The organism is Citrobacter sp. CK194 (assembly GCF_030333395.1).
GTDB classification, from domain to species: Bacteria; Pseudomonadota; Gammaproteobacteria; order Enterobacterales; family Enterobacteriaceae; genus Citrobacter_B; species Citrobacter_B koseri.
This window is the reverse complement of record NZ_JAOWGA010000013.1, coordinates 350,609-369,530: the sequence shown is the minus strand read 5'-3', so window position 1 is coordinate 369,530 and position 18,922 is coordinate 350,609. Positions and strand designations below refer to the sequence as shown.

Below are 18,922 nucleotides of genomic sequence, written 5' to 3'. Positions count from 1 at the left end.
AAGTATCCAGGAAATCACCTGGTAAGAACTCGGCCTGCATAAAGTGGCATTTTAAGGATAAATGTATTTAGAAAATTAATGCGTTTACTTACTATTTCCTCCCCACTTCCCAGCTGTTCAGGATATTTTTTATGCTGAGTGTCGCCATAAAAGAACAAAATAGCCATTTCGAACACGGTCTTAAAATCATCATGACTCGTCTGACTCATCAGTGGCATCAGAAAATCCAATTTTTACCTGCTGATGATATAGACAAAGCGGATATCGCATTTTTATCGCTGGATGAAGACTGGTTTAGTGCCGGATGTTATCAGATACCGGTACATACCCGGCACCAGCAGAGAGTCATTATTTGTAATGAATACGATAAAGACAAACTCATGTTCAGGCCGTGTCTCTATATGCTGCCGCATATTTACCGGGAGGACGATGTTGATGAGATAACCAAAAAGATGGTGCTTATCCTGCATAAACGGGCACTTCGCCGCAGCGTTCCCCCTTCTGTTTGTCATTACTGTACGACTCGCCATTTCTCCATTCTGGAACGCCAGTTTTTAAAGATGGTCGCCCGCGGGCACCGGTTAAGCGAAATTGCCGTACTCCTTTCACTGAGCGAAGAACAAACCAAATCAATTCGCCGCAGCATCATGAAGAAACTGCACGTAAAAAATGAACAGCAGTTCTTAAATTACATCAGAGTTAACCTGGGTTTTCTGCAAGAATAGACATATTCTCAATTTTCCATCCATCATGTTGAGAAATATCTCACAGATGATTAAGTAACGTCATCTACAGCGATTTTTCGCATACTGCCACAATGACACTTATCATATTTCCTGATTGCACAACCGTCAGGAACCGAAAATATTCGGCGGCATTTTTTATGCCTACAGGAGTGTTTTTGTGGCAACTCGCCCGGTATTACAGGGAAATATTCTTGACTCTGCAACATTGCGCACTCAAAAGGAACGTCCTTTTTGTTGGGAATATCCTTTAAAGCTTGAACCGATAGTCCATTTATCTTCTGCCCGTACCTTTGGCTATGAAGTTCTGACTCAGGTTCCTTTTCATGTCAATACTGAGCATTTTTTTCACCACCTTCCGCCAGAAAAAATAGTGGCGAATTTTTATCAACAAGTCGCCACTATTACGCATTATCCCAAAGGCGTACATTATTTTCTTAATTTACCGCTGAAGGTATTTTTACACCTGGATTTTTTTAATTCAGGAGTAACCCCCTGCCCGTCCAATCTGATCCTTGAAATCCAGGACCCAGAAACGCTTTTTTCACTTAATAGCCGCCAGCGTTCCCAACTCTATGAAAAAATAAAACAGGTTGAGTCTATCGGAATTCCCGTCTGGCTGGATGATGTCGATGAAAATTTGATCAAAGAAGTGGCTGCCGCCCGCTGGCGTTTTAGTGGTCTGAAACTGGATAAAAATGCGTTCTGGGATCTAATTCTGCATCCTCAGAAACTGCGCCAGGTGATTTTTATGGGGTATAACATTGCAGATGTCATACTCATTGAAGGTATTGAAAATCATGCGCAAAAAGAAATTGCTTTTCATTCTGGCGCCCAATTAGGCCAGGGATACTTATGGCCTGCGCTTTTGCAAAACAAAGAGTAGAAAAACGGAAAGGGAAAGGATGCGCAGCGCACTTCGCAAAGAAAGACATCGCCGTTTAAGAAATACCGATTGCACTCATCACTACCATCACCTTGAACCACAGGTATTTGATCGTCTGGAATATCTGACCCAACGTCTCAATTATGCCCTACCGGACAATACAATCTCTCAGGTTATTATCACGACGGATAACTATCTCGGATATACACTGAATCGCTATTTATTTTCTGGAAAACGCACGGCGGTGTTCAGCTCTCTGGAATCACCCTCACGCAGGCTGGAAGAGACGGGCATCAGACAATTGATTGTTGATATGGCTGGACTGGCGGTCTCCTGCTACGAAACGCTTGAGCGATTACGCCTGCTTATCCGAGAGCGAAGCGATATCCAGGTTTACTTACTGGTGCCGGATAAGGATGTTAGTCTGACGCGTTTTATGCAAAAAGCCGGTAAGTTTTATATTCTGCAACGTCGCCAGAATCTCTCATCATTACGTAACGCCTTATTATCTCCCCCCTCCGTTCAAAATACTGATGGCACCTTTAGCCATACTGACTGGAAGATCATTTCCGCGTTATCTCAGGGTATGTCTTTAAAGGAAATCGCGCTTTTACTCAATACGCCTTATCACCGGGTGATCTACCGACTCAATCAACTTATTACTCAGTTGGATCTGCCGCATCGACACAGTTTGCTGTATCTGATACACCGCCTTAGCGTCACTTCTCTTCACTTAATTTAACACGCTAACCTCTTAAGCTATAAGATTTTTTAAGAAATTACTTATTTTAACGCCTGACTAAATGTAAATTTTTTACATAAAATTAATATTTACAACTATTCCTGGTATCATAGGAAAATCCCTCTTTCTCTATAATCCTTCAATTGACGGGCTCTCACGGCCTCATCGTTGAAAATTTGCCCAAAAGTCACATAACAGAAACTAAACAATTGGTCTTTTGTGTTGTTTTTATATTTAAAAAAAATACTTCTAGCCACAGAACATTGATTCAACAGAGAATAAAACCAAACGCTATTAAACAGTCTAAAACATGCAGAACATCCTAACAGCCAGCACCGATTTGTGTACCGTAAGCCTTTTCCGAAAAAATAGACCAGGTATAATCCTCCCTATTCTTAGTTAATCAGAATTTTCTTTTTTGTTGGTGCGAAATGGATATTCCCCACGCTTATTGCTCTTACGCAAAATAGTCAGTTAACAAGGATGGTATTACCTTCACCACTTCCCAGGTTCGTGAGGTATATTCTGGCTATTTGATAATTAATAGTGTCTGACGCTTATCCGCAAACGGAAGACGCGCAAACAGTCTGAGGCATACAACAATGAAACCTGCATCCGTTATCATTATGGACGAACACCCTATTGTCAGAATGTCGATAGAAGTGCTTCTCGAAAAGAATAGTAATATCCAGGTTGTCCTGAAAACCGATGACAATCGTACCGCGGTAGATTATCTGCGCACATATCCTGTGGATCTGGTCATCCTGGATATAGAGCTGCCGGGTACAGATGGATTTACACTGCTTAAACGAATCAAATCAATACAAGAAAATACCAAAATTCTTTTCTTGTCGTCTAAATCTGAATCTTTTTATGCCGGGAGAGCTATCCGGGCAGGCGCAAACGGATTTGTCAGTAAAAGAAAGGATCTCAATGATATTTATAACGCAGTGAAAATGATCTTATCAGGATATTCTTTTTTTCCTTCAGAGACGCTAAATTTTATCAGTAATACCAGTTCACGAAAAGGTGAGCACAATGATATGCCACTCTCAAACAGGGAGGTTACGGTACTGCGCTATCTCGCCAACGGTTTATCGAATAAAGAAATCGCAGAGCAGCTCTTGCTGAGTAACAAAACCATCAGCGCGCATAAAGCGAACATCTTTTCGAAACTCGGTCTGCATACCATTGTTGAGCTTATTGATTACGCGAAGGTACACGACTTGCTGTGATCGTGGCTGACTCCCGACGAGAGATCGTTCGGGAGTACGTTATTGGGATCGGGCTTCAGTTGTAATTGATCATAAAAGTCGCATCCGCCTTTGCGACTCCCGGCTGAACGCCATCGGCCAATGCAATGTAATTCGCATAAAACGTCAGCGTAGCATTACCGTTTTCATCAACGCTTACCGCCTGGCTGGCTTGCTCAAGCGGTAATCTGCTGCGATCGCTGTCGCGGATCTCAATGGCCACTTTTTGCGCCATGACCGCATCATCCAGCGCCAGCAGCGACGTCCCCGCCGCTGGCGTTCCTGAAAAGGTCATCGACGCCGCGCCCGGCGGGCAGCCCTCAAGTTTGATGCTAAAAGGCACGGGCTGGGTGGTATCGCCGCTGGTTTTCAACTGCTTCGTGGGCCAGGTGCCCAGCTCGACCGTTTTGTTACTGTCACCGGTCACTGCGGTGCAGGTGAAGTCCACAACATTACCGCGCAGTTCAATATTAATCTCGCCCAGAGCGGTGTCAGCCCGGCAAAGCGGGCTTAGCAACACGCTGCAAAAAATAGCCAGCAAAAGTCTCATGGCTGTGCGCTCCCCTTAGTCGTAATCCACACGCAGATACCCACGAGCGGTAAAAGGCCCTTCCGTCGGTTTACTCCCCGTGATGCTTACCGGCCATGCGCGTATCCCCACGCTGGCGGCGGCGCTGTCATCCAGACGGAATGGAATTTTGCTGGCCAGATTGTTAGGCGTCAGCGGCACGCCGCCGCTGTCGGAAACGATAAAGCCTAAGTCGGGATTATCAGAGACCATCGCCTGCCCGGAGATTTTCTCCGCCTCCAGACGCATCGATAAATAGGCCTGCGCCGCGACGTTCGTACATTTTATGGCGACCGTTTTTGTCTGCGGCGTCACCCCTTCCGGGCGATTTCCCGCCCCGGCTTTGCTGAACAGCGCGGCGCCGATATCGCCAAAATCAAATTCCACAACCTGCCCGGCATTCACTTCACAGCTTTGCGGAACCTCGACTTTACCGCTGTAGCTGATGGTATAAACCGGCGTGCTCAGGGCATCGCCGGTGCTGGTGGTGACATACACCGAGAACATGGTCTGGCGGGGAATCGGCACCATGTTGATAAAAGGCCGTATCACTTTGAGTTTAAAGATCAGCTTAGAGTCCATCACGCCGAAGGGCTTTTGTTTCGGTACATTGGGGTGCGTCCCCATGCGAATATAATTACGGGGCGGATAAAATAATCCGGCAGCGCTGTCGGTGATACTCATCGCCCCCAGCAGGTAGTCATTGAGCTTGAGATACTGGAATCCTCCTTCCGTACTTTGCACGGGAAGTTCGGTCACATAGCTTCGAAAGGTATAATCCACATTCGTACCAGCAGGACACGTCGCCTGTACGCCAACCCAGCCCGATTTCTCCGGCAGCGTCACCACCTGTCCTACCTGATTATTGCTGCTGGTAAAAACATTCGACAGATCGTAAAACACATCGGTCGGCGTACCGTTCGAGTTATGGCAGACCGTCGCCCATGCCGGATTCGCCAGCAATAATGCGATGGCGCCCGGCAACAACCCTGATTTCATTTTCATCTTTTCTTACCTTTCATGACGACGGACGTTTACAGGTTGCATTAAGCAGCGTCACCGCCTGCTTCAGGCTCTCTTCAGGCAGGGAATAATGCGCCACGCAGCGGGCGTTCGCCCCCTCTCCCCACTGAATCAGCAGTTCCCCTTTCAGCGGCAGTCCGCTCAAATAAATTTGCCCGTCATCGCCTGCCATACTGGTGACGCCGCTGGCGGTTTCGCGCACAATTGAGCCAAACGGCACCGGGCGATCGCCCTGTTTTGCGGTGACAATTGCGCGCACGCCAATTCGCGTGTCAAAGGCAGCGCGTACCAGCGCCCCTTGCGTCGGCACCACGCTGCTGACGTTATTTTCCACATCGGTGTGGTTATCCATTGAGTTGGTATCCAGCGCGACACGGTTATAGCGATATACGGTGGCATAAGGCATGACCGCATATCCGCGCCAGTCGGTTTGCACCCCGGTCTGGTTTTCTATATGCACCCCTTCGGCGCCTGGCGCTTTAATCAGGACGTTGGTATCGCCTAAAGGCTGACTGAGCGTGATGCCGTCCGCATGACCGACCACGCCGCCAGACAGCTGCCAGTTGTAGTCATGCTGGTCTCGATCGTAGTTGTACCCCACGCCGAGCGTCCCGTAAGCCGCCTGCCAGTTCGCGCTGGCGCTGCCGCTGTAGCCATTGGTGCTGCTGTGTCCCTGGTTCACGCTGTAGCTCAGGTTACGCCCGTCTAACAATGTCCCGCCGATGCCGGTCTGCCAGCTGTTCTGCCCATTGCTGTTCCGGTTCGCGTTAAAAGTGGCATAGGTGCGATCCAGGGCATTGTCGCGCGAGTAGCGCCGCCCGGTGAGCACGCTGAACGGAACCGACATGTTGAATGCCAGAATGCGATCGGTGCCGGAAATCCCTACGGATTCATTCCACGACCAGGAAAGGGAGTAGCTGATCCCTTGCCAGCCGCTGGCATACCCCAGTTGATACCAGGTATTGGCATCCGACGTGTTCCAGTATGTTTGCTGACTGCCGGAGATATACAGCGAGCCGTAATCCCCCAGATTCTGCGAAATGTTGACCTGGAATCGGCCTTTTTTGCTGTAGTTCAGGTTGTGATAGCTCTGCACTACCGGCACTTTATGACGCTTACCTTCGCTGTCATATTCATACTCGTACCCTTCCATACTGCGGTACGCCACATCGTCAAGCGTGTAGAATCCGCGCGTGGAATAGCGATAGCCCAGTAACTGGAAATTAGTGCCGTAGTTGTTCAACGACTTGGCGTACAGGAAACGCAGCGACTGCCCCTGGTGGGTGCTGTCATCCGCCAGTTGGCTGCGGGCGTGGGTGACGTCTACCGAAACCGCGCCCCAGTCGCCCAGGTTCCGTCCGGCCCCCAGCACCACCGAGCTGTAGCGCGAAGCCAGCTGCGTGCCGCCATAAGCGGTATACCCTTCAGGCAGACCGGCGATCAGCGTTCCCTGGAAGAAGAATGGCGAAGATTGCTGGCTATTGCCGCTGCGAAAATCCCCCGCCACCAGGTCGAACTTCATACGTCCTTCGCGCTGCAACAGCGGAACGGTGGAGTACGGCACCGTATAGCGCTGCTGACTGCCGTCTTTCTCATCAACCGTCACGTCCAGGTCGCCGCTTGAAGACGTTGGGTTGAGGTCGGTGATCGCGAAAGCGCCCGGTGAGACATAGCTCTGATAGATCACATAGCCGTTCTGGCGGATAGTCAGTTTTGCGGCGGTACGGGCGATCCCACGCACGGTCGGCGCATAGCCTTGCAGGCTATCAGGGTACATATTATCGGAAGAGTAGAGCCGCGCCCCGCGAAAGCCCACGCTGTCAAACACGTCGTTGCCGGTGTTGCTGTCCCCCATCACCAGTTCGCTTTTCAACGGGATGATGGCGCGTTGTACCCAGGTGCCGATGTTTTTCCAGCTTTGCGAGTGGTATCCGTCGCCTTTGGAATAGCTCCACGCGCCGTTGTTACGCAACCGCCACGGGCCATAGTTCAGGCCGCTCATCAGGCTTAAAAAATAGCTGTCGCTGTTTGTCCCGCGACTGCCGGTAAAACTGTAGTTGATAAGCGCGGCGGGAATCCCTTCATCCCACTCTTCCGGCGGAATATACCCGCGCGCGCTGTTCAGCATTGACGCCTGTGGAAGACTGATATTTAAACGCATTGAGGAAAAATCAAAAGCGATTTCAGCGCCGGGAATCGCCTCTGGCAAATTGATGCAGGTCTCCTCCTGGCTTTGCCCAAGCGCAGGAAAGGCGGTGGTATTTACCCCCAGCCTTTTGATCCACGCCAGATCAAAACAGGGCATTAATCCGCCTGATTTTTCACCGGTTTTCGTCGACGAGGTTTCAAAGCGAATATCCTGGGTCGCGACGAACTCATCGTTGCGCCAGATATCCACCCGATAGATGCCCGGGGGCTGGTGATTGCCTTTCTCAAAACGTGACAAATCTGCCACGGACGCAGCATCTGCCGACAAAAAAGCCGGGTTAAAGTAACTTTCGCCATGACTTATCGCCGGATAAAGCGCCGCCAATATGGACAACGCCACCCCCGTCAGATGTGGCGTATACCCCGGCAGTGAACCGGGAAGATACGTTATCTTCTTCATCGTTTTCTCAGTGTGGCTTCACACGTTCCGATCAGCGCAAGCTAACCGTTTTCGCCGGTGTCAGCGCACCGTAATCATTTACCGTCTGGAACGTCACACTTCCCTGCGCGCCTGCCGGAAGCAGAATCCGGGTATTGTTCTTCGGCGCGACCATGACGTTATCAACCTTCTGGCTTCCCACTTTGAGATTGACCAGCGTGAGATAGTAAGCAGACGGATTGGTGATTTTCAGGTGGTTCCCGGAACGGGAGAATTGCAGCATTCCTGGCGCGTCTTCCTGCACCTGCGGCAGATTGGCAGGGCGAACAAACAGCTTAATGCGCGACAGGATCGCCAGTTGCAGGACGTTTTTGCCTTCAAGGCTGTTTTTATCCACCGACGGTATCGCTTTCACATTCATCCAGAACAAAGACTCCCGATCGGCAGGCAGGGGTTGTCCGGCATAAATAATACGCAGCGTGTTTTCACTTTTGGGTTCGCTGACAAACAGCGGCGGTGTAACAACGAACGATTTTTCTTTGACGCCAGCGCTGTTCTCAATCCATGAATTAACCAGATAACGCTCTTTCGATGCGCTGTTGCTAATTGCCAGCGAGGTCTGTTTGGCGTCTGCCGGATAAATAACGCGGGTGGCGCCTAATGCAATTCCCCCGGCCGCCTGCGCACTCATTGAAGTCCATAAGGCAATAAAAATAATAAGGCCTGATTTTATATAATTAAGCATGGCAAAAAATACCTTTTGCGTTTTATCAACGCCCGGAAAACAAATCAGGGGTAAACCAGCGTAAACCACACATCTGAATGAATACTTCCCGGCGTCATATTTTCCGAGATTGCCCGATAGCGAGCCGTGAAATGAAATGTCATTTCTTGCGTTAAAATAGGGGCATAATGAAGCGGCAAGGAATTGGGTATGATTTGCCGTTGTTCTTCATCAAATAATGCCAGACCAATACCGGAGGTCGCCGCCGTGTCGCTGCGCGCCAGGAATACCTGCGGATCTTCTGCGGGAGTCACACCGGAAAAAGCGATCCCAACATGGCTATAAACCTCTGAACTACAATCGGTTAATCGCAGCACGAAAGGAATGCTGGTCGGGGCGAAACTCCCGGTGCCAGAAAAGACATTGGTGCGGTATTGCCCCATCTGTACACGGAGATCCTGGCTTTCGGAATTCACCGCGCAGGCGCCGTTTACCAGCTGGCCTCGCAGGTGAAGATTACCGCTCTCCAGTATCACCGTATGCGCGAATGCGGGCATCGCGCAAATCAGCCCCACCAGCGCCACGCCTTTGCTAATCATCTGCTGTATCACTTATCGTCCCCGGATAGCGCCTCATCCATTGAGGCTTGCCACATCCCTGAATCCCTGGTGGGTTTATTCGTACTTCATGATGAAGGTTGCGTCGGCGTTAGCCTGACCCGGCGTGGTGTCCGCAGCAGTCGCTTTATAACGCGCGGTGAAACGCAGCGTGTTGCTACCTTCTACCAGCGCCTGAGCCGTAGAGAAGGTCGCGCCGTCTGGCTTCAGCGGAGAAGAGGTGTTATCAAGAATTTCGATCCCTACGCCGCCTGCCGTGGTGCCATTGTCACCAGACACGACTGCCAGCAGGCTGTCGTTTGTACCGTCAGCCTGACCAGAGAACGCAACGGCAGCGGTCGCTGCTACGCTCGGATCGCAGTCATTCAGTACAATGGTGAACGGAATCTGTGCGCTGGTATCGCCAACAGCGGTAAAGCTGGCGGTACGATACTGGCCCAGGGTCACGGTCTGATCGGCAGATTTCGTGCTAACGGCACACGCAGCATTGACCAGCTCACCTTCAAAGTGAACCGTACCGCCGCTAACGCTTACCGGATCGGCATGAGCCGCACCAGCAGCAAACATCAGGCCAGCAATAACGGAAGAGGTCATTAATTTAAGTTTCATGGATTTCCCTTGAATTACGCACATTCGGCTCCAGTTTCCTGCGGGAACCGTTTGAATCAAAATCGACATAATAATGTCAGGCTAATTATCTCTGCATCCTGTAAAGATATATATCGAAAGAGAATTAGCTAACCTTTTTACCCCAACTCTCCTGAGCATTAGATTCACTAATTAATCTTTACGAATATGATAATTCGTCACAGGGATAAATTAAACATTTCAATAAGTGAAAAATACCTTCAATCTCTTTAATTAGCCCAGGTAAATTCTTATTGGGATATAGGACAGGTCTAAGCCTTTTTTATATAAAAGTGTTCAATATCACACTTAACGCCACGTTTTTCGCGGCATTCCCCCTAATTTTAGCAGGGTGATGAATTGTTTCTTTTAGGTTAATTTTGATTAGGTTGCTCATTAATCACCCACAGGATTTTGCCCCTCGCCGCAGCCCGTATCGCAGAGGTCACTGCACCGATCACACGTAAAGACGCAAACGATAACTGACAGCGCGCCCCGCTTCTGACAAAATAGCCACATCCCCTTCGACTTAATGTAACAGACGGAATCCTCTCTCTGATGGCAGCAAAGATTATTGACGGTAAAACGATTGCGCAGCAGGTGCGCTCTGAGGTTGCTCAAAAAGTTCAGGCGCGTGTCGCGGCCGGACTTCGCGCCCCAGGGTTGGCCGTTGTATTGGTAGGCAGCAACCCGGCTTCGCAGATTTATGTGGCGAGTAAGCGCAAAGCCTGTGAAGAGGTGGGATTCGTCTCCCGCTCCTATGACCTGCCCGAAACCACCAGCGAAGCAGAACTGCTGAAGCTGATTGATACGCTTAACGCCGACAACACTATCGACGGTATTCTGGTGCAGTTGCCGTTACCGGCGGGCATCGATAACGTCAAAGTGCTGGAACGCATTGCGCCGGACAAAGACGTAGATGGTTTCCATCCCTACAACGTAGGCCGTCTGTGCCAGCGCGCGCCGCGTCTGCGCCCCTGTACGCCGCGCGGCATCGTCACGCTGCTGGAGCGTTACAACATCGATACCTTCGGACTGAATGCCGTCGTCATCGGCGCCTCGAATATCGTCGGTCGCCCGATGAGCATGGAACTGCTGCTGGCAGGCTGCACAACGACCGTGACTCACCGTTTCACCAAAGATCTGCGTCGCCATGTTGAACACGCCGATCTGCTGATTGTCGCCGTCGGCAAACCCGGATTTATTCCCGGTGAGTGGATTAAAGAAGGCGCTATCGTGATTGATGTCGGAATCAACCGACTGGAAAATGGTAAAGTGGTCGGCGATGTGGTCTTTGAAGACGCTGCCGCGCGCGCATCCTATATCACCCCGGTGCCGGGCGGCGTCGGTCCGATGACGGTCGCAACACTTATCGAAAACACGCTACAGGCGTGCGTTGAATATCACGATCCACAAGGTAAATAACATGGCAACATTCTCTTTAGGCAAGCACCCGCACGTTGAGTTGTGCGACCTGCTCAAACTGGAAGGCTGGAGCGAAAGCGGTGCCCAGGCGAAAATTGCCATTGCAGAAGGTTTAGTGAAGGTTGATGGCGCGGTTGAAACCCGCAAACGCTGCAAAATTGTTGCCGGGCAAACCGTCAGCTTCGCAGGGCAAAGCGTTAACGTCGTCGCCTGATTCAGAGTGCCGGATGGCGACGCTATCGCGTCTTATCCGGCCTACTGGTTATGCCAGTGTAGGCCGGATCGCCATCCGGCAATGACGTTATTTACGGCGCCAGGTTGTCCCTTGCGGACCATCTTCCAGCACGATGCCCATCTCATTCAGACGGTCACGCGCCGCATCCGCCGCCGCCCAGTCTTTGGCTTTACGCGCATCCAGACGCTGTTGAATTAACGCTTCGATTTCAGCCACTTCGCCGTCATCCGCCTGCGCTCCGCTTTGCAGGAACGCTTCCGGCTCCTGCTCCAGCAGCCCCAGCACGCCGGAAATTTTACGCAGATGTGACGCCATCGCATTCGCGGCAGCCATATCCTCACTCTTCATACGGTTCACCTCACGCGCCATATCAAACAGCACAGAGTAGGCTTCCGGCGTGTTGAAATCGTCGTTCATCGCCTCCACAAAACGCGCTTCAAACGCTTCGCCGCCCGCAGGCGCAACGGTTTTGTCCGTTCCGCGCAGCGCGGTGTACAGACGCTCCAGGGCGGAACGCGCCTGCTTGAGGTTCTCTTCGCTGTAGTTGAGCTGGCTACGATAGTGGCCGGACATCAGAAAGTAGCGAACGGTTTCCGCGTCGTAGTATTTCAGCACATCGCGCACGGTAAAGAAGTTGCCCAGTGATTTCGACATCTTCTCACGATCCACCATCACCATGCCGGAGTGCATCCAGTAGTTCACATACTCACCGTCGTGCGCGCAGGTAGACTGGGCGATTTCGTTCTCATGGTGCGGGAACATCAGGTCGGAACCGCCGCCATGAATATCAAAATGGTTGCCCAGCTGTTTGCAGTTCATGGCGGAACATTCAATGTGCCAGCCCGGACGACCCGCGCCCCACGGCGACGGCCAGCTCGGTTCGCCCTCTTTGGACATCTTCCACAGCACGAAGTCCATCGGGTTGTGTTTTACGTCAACGACGTCAACGCGGGCGCCCGCCTGTAGCTGTTCCAGATCCTGGCGCGACAGCTGACCGTAGTTCGGGTCGGTCGGCACGTCGAACATCACGTCGCCATTGTCCGCCACATAAGCGTGACCTTTGGCGATCAGCTGTTCGGTGATCTCAATAATTTCGGCGATATGGTGCGTTGCACGCGGCTCCAGATCCGGGCGCAGAATATTCAGCGCATCAAAATCTTTGTGCATCTCCGCAATCATACGATCGACCAGCGCGACAAAGCTTTCACCGTTTTCGTTCGCCCGTTTAATGATCTTGTCGTCGATATCGGTAATGTTACGCACGTACTTCAGCGTATAACCGAGGAAACGCAAATAGCGCGCGACGACGTCGAAGGCGACAAACGTACGCCCGTGACCGATATGACAGAGGTCGTAAACGGTAATACCACACACGTACATGCCGACTTCCCCGGCATGAATAGGTTTGAATTCCTCTTTTTGGCGCGTCAGTGTATTAAAGATTTTTAACATCGAAGATTCCGTATAGACGTGTGTGGGTAATAATATCCGTATGATACATATTATTCGTAATCGAAGCAGCACACTTTGCGAGGTGATCGCAGCGTGCGGTTATGCTATAACACCCCCCTATATGTGACCCTTATCGGGGTCGAAGCACCACTATATCGGAACAGGATGCAAAAATGGTTACTTTCCACACTAATCACGGCGATATCGTAATCAAAACGTTTGATGACAAAGCGCCTGAAACAGTTAAAAACTTCCTGGACTACTGCCGCGAAGGTTTTTACAACAACACCATTTTCCACCGTGTTATTAACGGTTTCATGATTCAGGGCGGCGGTTTTGAACCTGGCATGAAGCAGAAAGCGACCAAAGAAGCGATCAAAAACGAAGCCAACAACGGTCTGAAAAACACCCGTGGCACGCTGGCAATGGCGCGTACTCAGGCTCCACACTCCGCAACGGCGCAGTTCTTTATCAACGTGGCCGACAACGACTTCCTGAACTTCTCTGGCGAAAGCATGCAGGGCTGGGGCTACTGCGTATTCGCTGAAGTCGTGGAAGGCATGGACGTGGTTGATAAAATCAAAGGCGTATCAACAGGCCGCAGCGGTATGCATCAGGACGTACCAAAAGAAGACGTTATCATCGAAAACGTGACCGTCAGCGAGTAATCGTGGCGACACTGTTTATTGCAGACCTTCACCTCTGCACGGAAGAACCGGCGATCACCGCCGGTTTTCTGCGTTTTTTAGCCGGTGACGCGCGCCAGGCCGATGCGCTGTACATTCTTGGCGACCTTTTCGAAGCCTGGATAGGCGACGACGATCCCAACCCGCTGCACCGCGAAATGGCCGCAGCCATTAAAGCCGTTGTAGATTCCGGCGTTCCCTGCTTCTTTATTCACGGTAACCGTGATTTTTTGATCGGCAAACGCTTTGCCCGTGAAAGTGGAATGACGCTATTGCCGCAGGAAAAGGTGCTCGACCTCTATGGCCGTCGCGTATTGATTATGCACGGCGACACGCTCTGCACCGACGATGCCGGTTACCAGGCGTTTCGCGCCAAAGTTCACAAACCCTGGCTACAGACGCTGTTCCTCGCCCTGCCGCTGTTTATCCGCAATCGTATTGCCGCCAGAATGCGCGCAGGCAGCAAAGCCGCCAACAGCAGCAAGTCACTGGAGATCATGGACGTTAATCCACATGCCGTGGTGGCCGAAATGGAAAAACACCATGTGCAATGGCTGATTCATGGTCATACTCATCGCCCGGACGTTCACGAACTGAGCGCTAACGGCAAACCCGCGTTCCGCGTTGTTTTAGGCGCCTGGCACAGCGAAGGGTCGATGGTCAAAGTCACGCCGGATGACGTTGAGCTTCTCCATTTCCCGTTTTAACCTCGCCCGTGAATTGACGACGTCATAAGGTACGCAACCGTTTTCCTTGGCGTATTTCCGTGCTATTCTCTGTGCCCTCAAAAGCCGAGAGTTGTGCACCACAGGAGTTTTAAGACGCATGTCTTCCCGCAATAATCCGGCGCGTGTCGCCATCGTGATGGGGTCCAAAAGCGACTGGGCTACCATGCAGTTTGCCGCCGAAATCTTCGATATCCTGAACGTTCCACACCACGTTGAAGTGGTTTCCGCACACCGCACCCCCGATAAGCTGTTCAGCTTCGCCGAAAGCGCCGAAGAGAAGGGTTATCAGGTGATTATTGCTGGTGCTGGCGGCGCGGCGCATCTGCCGGGAATGATTGCGGCAAAAACGCTGGTGCCGGTACTGGGCGTGCCGGTGCAAAGCGCTGCGCTGAGCGGCGTGGACAGCCTCTACTCTATCGTCCAGATGCCACGCGGCATTCCGGTCGGCACGCTGGCGATCGGCAAAGCGGGCGCGGCGAACGCGGCACTGCTGGCAGCGCAAATTCTGGCGACACACGATAAAGACCTGCGCCAACGTCTGGCGGACTGGCGTAAAGCCCAGACCGATGAGGTGCTTGAGAATCCCGACCCACGAGGTGCGGCATGAAGCAGGTCTGCGTACTGGGTAACGGCCAGTTAGGACGGATGCTGCGTCAGGCAGGCGAACCGTTGGGCATCACCGTCTGGCCTGTCGGGCTGAACGCGGAACCTACCGCCGTCCCGGTTCAACAAAGCGTGATCACAGCGGAAATCGAACGCTGGCCGGAAACCGCGCTGACCCGCGAACTGGCGCGCCACCCGGCTTTCGTCAACCGCGACGTTTTCCCGATTATTGCCGACCGCCTGACGCAAAAGCAGCTTTTTGACAAACTCTCGCTGGCGACGGCGCCCTGGCAGTTGCTGGCAAGCCGGGACGAGTGGCCCGCCGTATTTGCGCGTCTGGGCGAACTGGCTATCGTCAAACGGCGCGTTGGCGGTTACGACGGCCGTGGACAGTGGCGTTTACGCGCGGATGAAACCGCTCAGTTCCCGGACGACGGTTACGGCGAGTGCATTGTTGAACAGGGCATTAACTTCTCTGGCGAAGTGTCGTTAGTCGGCGCACGCGCCCATGACGGCAGCACCGTGTTCTACCCGCTGACGCACAACCTGCACCAGGACGGGATTCTGCGCACCAGCGTAGCGTTCCCGCAGGCCAACGCGAAACAGCAGGAACAGGCGGAGGCCATGCTCTCCGCCATCATGCATGAACTGGGTTATGTCGGCGTCATGGCGATGGAGTGTTTTATCACGCCGGAAGGGTTGCTCATCAACGAACTGGCGCCGCGGGTACACAACAGCGGGCACTGGACGCAAAACGGCGCCAGCATCAGCCAGTTTGAGCTGCATCTGCGCGCGATTACCGGTCTGCCGTTACCGTCACCGGTCGTGGACAGCCCGTCCGTGATGGTGAACCTGATTGGCAGCGCTCTGAATTACGACTGGCTGAAACTGCCGCTGGTGCATCTGCACTGGTACGACAAAGAGGTTCGCGAGGGGCGTAAAGTGGGCCACCTGAACCTGACCGACAGCGATACCGATCGCTTAAGCGCAACGCTGGAAGCCTTAGTTCCCTTGCTGCCGCCGGAATACGCCAGCGGCATCATCTGGGCGCAAAGTAAGCTTAAGTAATACATAAAATGCCGGGAAAGGAATCTTATCCTTTTCCGGCTCCTCCTTCAGCGCGTAAAATCCCCGTCATTGCCGTTTGTTTTTTTTCAGGATTCCACAATGAACGATGGGACGGACTATCGCGCCATTCTGGCGGCCGATACGCCTTTAATCGACGTTCGCGCGCCGATAGAATTTACGCAGGGCGCCATGCCCACTGCGATTAACCTGCCCTTAATGAATAATGAAGAACGCGCGGCAGTCGGCACCTGTTACAAACGCCAGGGGCCGGAAGCGGCACTGGCGTTGGGCCATAAACTCGTTGCCGGCGACGAGCGTCAACGGCGGCTGGAGGCCTGGCGAAAAGCCTGTATTCAACATCCACGGGGTTATCTCTGCTGCGCGCGCGGCGGTCAGCGTTCGCATATCGTACAACAATGGCTACATGAGTCCGGCGTGGATTATCCGCTGATCCAGGGCGGCTACAAAGCGCTCCGCCAGGCGGCCATGCACATCACCGACACGCTGGTACAAAAACCCATGATCTTAATTGGCGGCTGTACCGGCAGCGGAAAAACACAGCTGGTTCGACAGCAGCCGAACGGCGTGGATCTGGAAGGGCTGGCGCATCATCGCGGTTCGTCATTCGGCCGCACGCTGAAGCCGCAGCTGAGTCAGGCCAGTTTTGAAAACCAGCTCGCCGTGGAGATGTTGAAAACCGACGCCCGTCAGGAGTTGCAGATGTGGGTGCTGGAAGACGAAGGCCGGATGATTGGCGCAAATCATCTGCCCGAATGTCTGCGCGAACGCATGGCGCAGGCATCCATTGCGGTTGTGGACGATCCGTTCGAGCTGCGTCTGGAGCGGCTGCGCGATGAGTATTTTATCCGCATGCATCGCGACTTCACCCATGCCTGTGGGGAAGAAGACGGCTGGCAGGCGTACAGCGACTATCTGCATCATGGGCTTTCCGCCATTCAGCGCCGCCTTGGTTTGCAGCGTTTTAAAGAGCTGACGGTAAAACTAGACGCTGCGCTGGCCATGCAGCAGGCCAGCGGCAGTACCGACGGGCATCTGGCCTGGCTGGTGCCGCTCCTCAACGAATACTACGATCCGATGTATCGCTATCAACTGGAAAAGAAAGCCGCGAAAATCGTCTTTCGCGGCATATGGCAGGACGTTGCGCAGTGGCTTCAAAACTAGCGATTGCAGGCGATTTGCCGGATGGCGGCTAACGCCTTATCCGCCTACAAATACTATGCCCTAATGTCTGTCGCGTTTATCGGCGCGTTTCGCCAGCCAGTCGCCGAGCATCTGTACAACCTGCACCAGAATAATCAACGCGACCACGGTGACAATCATCACCTGGGTTTCGTAGCGGTAATAACCGTAGCGAATCGCCAGGTCGCCGACCCCGCCGCCGCCGACAATCCCGGCCATCGCGGAATAGCCAATCAGGCTCACCAGCGTGATGGTCAGCCCGCGTAGCAGACCGGCGCTGGCCTCTGGCAGCAGTACGGTGCAGATAATGCGCATCGGGCTGGCGCCGAACGCTTCTGCCGCTTCGATAATCCCTTTATCCACCTCACGCAGCGCGCTATCAACCAGACGCGCATAGAACGCTATCGCCGCAACAGAGAGAGGGACGGAGGCGGCAATCGGCCCGATGGTATTGCCGAGCAAAAATTGCGTGAGCGGCAACAGCAGCACCAGCAAAATCACGAACGGCACCGAGCGAATAATGTTCACCAGAACCGAACTCACCAGATACACGAAGCGATTCTGCCAGAACAGATTCCGGTCGGTGACAAAGATAAGGAAGCCGAGCGGCAGCCCGCCGACAACCGCCAGCACCGTTGAAATGCTCAGCATTTGAAAGGTTTCATTGAACGCCAGCGTTAAATCCGGCAGTAAATCATCCACGAATCACCTCCACCTGCGCAGTACGTTGCCGAATATGCGCTACCGCGGCATCCACCGCTGGCGGGTTGTGCGGCGCAGTCAGTTGCACCACTAAAATCCCCAGCGCGCGTTCGCCGATATATTCAATTTTGCCGTGCAGAATGTTCACCGCTACGCCGAACTTCACCGCCACATCAGACAACACCGGCTGCTCCGCCGAATCACCGATAAACAGAATTTTCAGTAACTGACCGGGCAGATGCTGGCGCAGACGTTCCGGTAACGTCAGATTGAGGGTGTGCGACACCAGCTGCTGTGTGAAGGCGTGCTGCGGATGAGCGAAAACATCAAACACGTCGCCCGACTCCACCACTTTGCCGCCGGACATCACCGCCACGCGATCGCAGATGGACTTGATCACATTCATCTCATGGGTGATCAGCACGATCGTGATCCCCAGCTGTTCGTTAATCTGTTTGAGCAGCGCCAGAATGGTCGCTGACGTTTCCAGATCCAGCGCGGAAGTCGGTTCGTCGCAGAGCAGTACATCTGGATGGTTGGCGATCGCGCGGGCAATCCCCACTCGCTGCTTTTGACCGCCGCTAAGCTGTACCGGAAAGCGGTTCGCCTTATCCGCCAGCCCGACCAGCGCCAGAATTTCGGCAACGCGCGGGGCGATCTTGCTGCGCTCCCATCCGGCGGATTTCAGGCTGAAAGCGACGTTTTGCGCCACCGTGCGGGTATGCATCAGATTAAAGTGCTGGAAAATCATCCCAATACGCTGGCGGGCTTTACGCAGATTCGCCCCTTCCAGCGCAGAGATCGCCACACCGTTCACTTTCACGCTTCCCTGACTCGGGCGCGTTAAGGCATTAAGGGTACGCAGCAGCGTACTTTTTCCCGCGCCGCTGGTGCCGACAATGCCAAAAATTTCGCCCGCCGCTATCCGCAGGCTGACATCATCCACCGCGCGGGTCGATGCGCCACGGCCTGCCGTAAAATCCACGCAGACCTTTTCAATCTCAATCATGCTCACCTCAGAAATGCGAAAAGGGCAGTCGCCGCTGCCCCGTT

Annotated in this window: 20 protein-coding genes; 11 read left to right on the top strand and 9 right to left on the bottom strand. The window is 52.9% G+C overall.

The features are described 5' to 3' along the window. The first annotated feature begins 131 nt into the window (after positions 1-131). From fimW to fimZ, 4 genes are all read left to right on the top strand, one after another. Positions 132-725 carry a fimbria biosynthesis transcriptional regulator FimW gene (gene fimW, locus OGX80_RS04525; RefSeq protein WP_047458307.1) on the top strand — a complete coding sequence of 198 codons (594 nt, stop codon included), beginning with the start codon at positions 132-134 and terminating at the stop codon, positions 723-725. 178 nt (positions 726-903) lie between these two features. Next, positions 904-1,629, top strand: a complete 726-nt coding sequence (locus OGX80_RS04520; protein WP_227657966.1) for an EAL domain-containing protein — start codon at positions 904-906, stop codon at positions 1,627-1,629. Between the two features lie 19 nt (positions 1,630-1,648). Continuing rightward, complete coding sequence (gene fimY, locus OGX80_RS04515) at positions 1,649-2,371, top strand: fimbria biosynthesis regulator FimY (RefSeq protein ID WP_047458315.1); 723 nt, start codon at positions 1,649-1,651, stop codon at positions 2,369-2,371. A gap of 602 nt (positions 2,372-2,973) precedes the next feature. Next, positions 2,974-3,606: a fimbria biosynthesis transcriptional regulator FimZ gene (gene fimZ / locus OGX80_RS04510; protein WP_012133449.1), complete on the top strand. Its 633-nt coding sequence runs from the start codon at positions 2,974-2,976 to the stop codon at positions 3,604-3,606. Positions 3,607-3,661: 55 nt separating this feature from the next. Here the strand turns inward: fimZ and sfmF are convergent, their stop codons facing one another. From sfmF to fimA, 6 genes are all read right to left on the bottom strand, one after another. Then, a complete protein-coding gene (gene sfmF, locus OGX80_RS04505; RefSeq protein WP_047458317.1) occupies positions 3,662-4,174 on the bottom strand; it encodes a fimbria assembly protein in 513 nt (170 codons plus the stop codon). Between the two features lie 15 nt (positions 4,175-4,189). Then, positions 4,190-5,197 (bottom strand): type 1 fimbria D-mannose specific adhesin FimH, encoded by a 1,008-nt coding sequence (gene fimH, locus OGX80_RS04500; protein ID WP_104868971.1) that lies wholly within the window; start codon positions 5,195-5,197, stop codon positions 4,190-4,192. A 13-nt stretch (positions 5,198-5,210) separates the two neighbouring features. Then, positions 5,211-7,823, bottom strand: coding sequence for a fimbrial biogenesis usher protein (locus OGX80_RS04495; protein WP_049011839.1), 2,613 nt, complete (start codon positions 7,821-7,823; stop codon positions 5,211-5,213). A gap of 31 nt (positions 7,824-7,854) precedes the next feature. Then, the gene (gene fimC, locus OGX80_RS04490; protein ID WP_071259830.1) at positions 7,855-8,547 is read right to left on the bottom strand and encodes a type 1 fimbria chaperone FimC; all 693 of its coding nucleotides are present in this window, start codon (positions 8,545-8,547) and stop codon (positions 7,855-7,857) included. A 44-nt stretch (positions 8,548-8,591) separates the two neighbouring features. After that, positions 8,592-9,125, bottom strand: a complete 534-nt coding sequence (gene fimI, locus OGX80_RS04485; RefSeq protein ID WP_071260125.1) for a type 1 fimbrial protein subunit FimI — start codon at positions 9,123-9,125, stop codon at positions 8,592-8,594. Positions 9,126-9,200: 75 nt separating this feature from the next. Next, positions 9,201-9,752 carry a type 1 fimbrial major subunit FimA gene (gene fimA / locus OGX80_RS04480; protein WP_024130577.1) on the bottom strand — a complete coding sequence of 184 codons (552 nt, stop codon included), beginning with the start codon at positions 9,750-9,752 and terminating at the stop codon, positions 9,201-9,203. Positions 9,753-10,328: 576 nt separating this feature from the next. On the opposite strand from fimA, the gene folD reads away from it, so the two are divergent. Together folD and ybcJ are read left to right on the top strand one after the other, a co-directional pair. Next, positions 10,329-11,195: a bifunctional methylenetetrahydrofolate dehydrogenase/methenyltetrahydrofolate cyclohydrolase FolD gene (gene folD, locus OGX80_RS04475; protein ID WP_115181882.1), complete on the top strand. Its 867-nt coding sequence runs from the start codon at positions 10,329-10,331 to the stop codon at positions 11,193-11,195. A gap of 1 nt (position 11,196) precedes the next feature. Further along, a complete protein-coding gene (gene ybcJ / locus OGX80_RS04470) occupies positions 11,197-11,409 on the top strand; it encodes a ribosome-associated protein YbcJ (protein ID WP_047458327.1) in 213 nt (70 codons plus the stop codon). Positions 11,410-11,496: 87 nt separating this feature from the next. Here ybcJ and cysS read toward each other — a convergent pair whose 3' ends face one another. Then, positions 11,497-12,882, bottom strand: coding sequence for a cysteine--tRNA ligase (gene cysS / locus OGX80_RS04465; RefSeq protein WP_115181883.1), 1,386 nt, complete (start codon positions 12,880-12,882; stop codon positions 11,497-11,499). 173 nt (positions 12,883-13,055) lie between these two features. Between cysS and ppiB the strand changes: the two genes are divergently transcribed. The 5 genes from ppiB (at position 13,056) to mnmH (ending at position 17,149) form a co-directional block, all read left to right on the top strand. Further along, positions 13,056-13,550: a peptidylprolyl isomerase B gene (ppiB, locus tag OGX80_RS04460; RefSeq protein ID WP_003021875.1), complete on the top strand. Its 495-nt coding sequence runs from the start codon at positions 13,056-13,058 to the stop codon at positions 13,548-13,550. Positions 13,551-13,552: 2 nt separating this feature from the next. Then, complete coding sequence (gene lpxH / locus OGX80_RS04455) at positions 13,553-14,275, top strand: UDP-2,3-diacylglucosamine diphosphatase (RefSeq protein ID WP_114847731.1); 723 nt, start codon at positions 13,553-13,555, stop codon at positions 14,273-14,275. 118 nt (positions 14,276-14,393) lie between these two features. After that, a complete protein-coding gene (gene purE, locus OGX80_RS04450) occupies positions 14,394-14,903 on the top strand; it encodes a 5-(carboxyamino)imidazole ribonucleotide mutase (RefSeq protein ID WP_049011469.1) in 510 nt (169 codons plus the stop codon). Continuing rightward, on the top strand, positions 14,900-15,967 hold the full coding sequence (purK, locus tag OGX80_RS04445) for a 5-(carboxyamino)imidazole ribonucleotide synthase (RefSeq protein ID WP_115181884.1): 1,068 nt from the start codon (positions 14,900-14,902) through the stop codon (positions 15,965-15,967). The genes purE and purK overlap by 4 nt, the downstream gene beginning before the upstream one ends. Before the next feature lie 99 nt (positions 15,968-16,066). Then, positions 16,067-17,149: a tRNA 2-selenouridine(34) synthase MnmH gene (mnmH, locus tag OGX80_RS04440; protein WP_101743901.1), complete on the top strand. Its 1,083-nt coding sequence runs from the start codon at positions 16,067-16,069 to the stop codon at positions 17,147-17,149. Between the two features lie 60 nt (positions 17,150-17,209). Here the strand turns inward: mnmH and OGX80_RS04435 are convergent, their stop codons facing one another. Both OGX80_RS04435 and sfbB read right to left on the bottom strand, forming a co-directional pair. Further along, entirely contained in the window at positions 17,210-17,869 is a 660-nt protein-coding gene (locus OGX80_RS04435; RefSeq protein ID WP_012133464.1) for a methionine ABC transporter permease, read from the bottom strand. Continuing rightward, on the bottom strand, positions 17,862-18,878 hold the full coding sequence (sfbB, locus tag OGX80_RS04430; RefSeq protein WP_115181885.1) for a virulence-associated ABC transporter ATP-binding protein SfbB: 1,017 nt from the start codon (positions 18,876-18,878) through the stop codon (positions 17,862-17,864). The genes OGX80_RS04435 and sfbB overlap by 8 nt, the downstream gene beginning before the upstream one ends. Between the last annotated feature and the right edge of the window lie 44 nt (positions 18,879-18,922).

What these genes read in the sequence shown, in the direction of transcription:
- folD (WP_115181882.1), top strand. Translation starts at nt 10,329, where the DNA reads ATGGCAGCAAAGATTATTGACGGTAAAACGATTGCGCAGCAGGTGCGC.
- purE (WP_049011469.1), top strand. Translation starts at nt 14,394, where the DNA reads ATGTCTTCCCGCAATAATCCGGCGCGTGTCGCCATCGTGATGGGGTCC.
- cysS (WP_115181883.1), bottom strand. Translation starts at nt 12,882, where the DNA reads ATGTTAAAAATCTTTAATACACTGACGCGCCAAAAAGAGGAATTCAAA.
- sfmF (WP_047458317.1), bottom strand. Translation starts at nt 4,174, where the DNA reads ATGAGACTTTTGCTGGCTATTTTTTGCAGCGTGTTGCTAAGCCCGCTT.
- mnmH (WP_101743901.1), top strand. Translation starts at nt 16,067, where the DNA reads ATGAACGATGGGACGGACTATCGCGCCATTCTGGCGGCCGATACGCCT.
- fimA (WP_024130577.1), bottom strand. Translation starts at nt 9,752, where the DNA reads ATGAAACTTAAATTAATGACCTCTTCCGTTATTGCTGGCCTGATGTTT.
- fimI (WP_071260125.1), bottom strand. Translation starts at nt 9,125, where the DNA reads ATGATTAGCAAAGGCGTGGCGCTGGTGGGGCTGATTTGCGCGATGCCC.
- ppiB (WP_003021875.1), top strand. Translation starts at nt 13,056, where the DNA reads ATGGTTACTTTCCACACTAATCACGGCGATATCGTAATCAAAACGTTT.
- fimY (WP_047458315.1), top strand. Translation starts at nt 1,649, where the DNA reads ATGCGCAGCGCACTTCGCAAAGAAAGACATCGCCGTTTAAGAAATACC.
- fimH (WP_104868971.1), bottom strand. Translation starts at nt 5,197, where the DNA reads ATGAAAATGAAATCAGGGTTGTTGCCGGGCGCCATCGCATTATTGCTG.
- ybcJ (WP_047458327.1), top strand. Translation starts at nt 11,197, where the DNA reads ATGGCAACATTCTCTTTAGGCAAGCACCCGCACGTTGAGTTGTGCGAC.
- fimC (WP_071259830.1), bottom strand. Translation starts at nt 8,547, where the DNA reads ATGCTTAATTATATAAAATCAGGCCTTATTATTTTTATTGCCTTATGG.
- fimW (WP_047458307.1), top strand. Translation starts at nt 132, where the DNA reads ATGCTGAGTGTCGCCATAAAAGAACAAAATAGCCATTTCGAACACGGT.
- purK (WP_115181884.1), top strand. Translation starts at nt 14,900, where the DNA reads ATGAAGCAGGTCTGCGTACTGGGTAACGGCCAGTTAGGACGGATGCTG.
- fimZ (WP_012133449.1), top strand. Translation starts at nt 2,974, where the DNA reads ATGAAACCTGCATCCGTTATCATTATGGACGAACACCCTATTGTCAGA.
- OGX80_RS04495 (WP_049011839.1), bottom strand. Translation starts at nt 7,823, where the DNA reads ATGAAGAAGATAACGTATCTTCCCGGTTCACTGCCGGGGTATACGCCA.
- sfbB (WP_115181885.1), bottom strand. Translation starts at nt 18,878, where the DNA reads ATGATTGAGATTGAAAAGGTCTGCGTGGATTTTACGGCAGGCCGTGGC.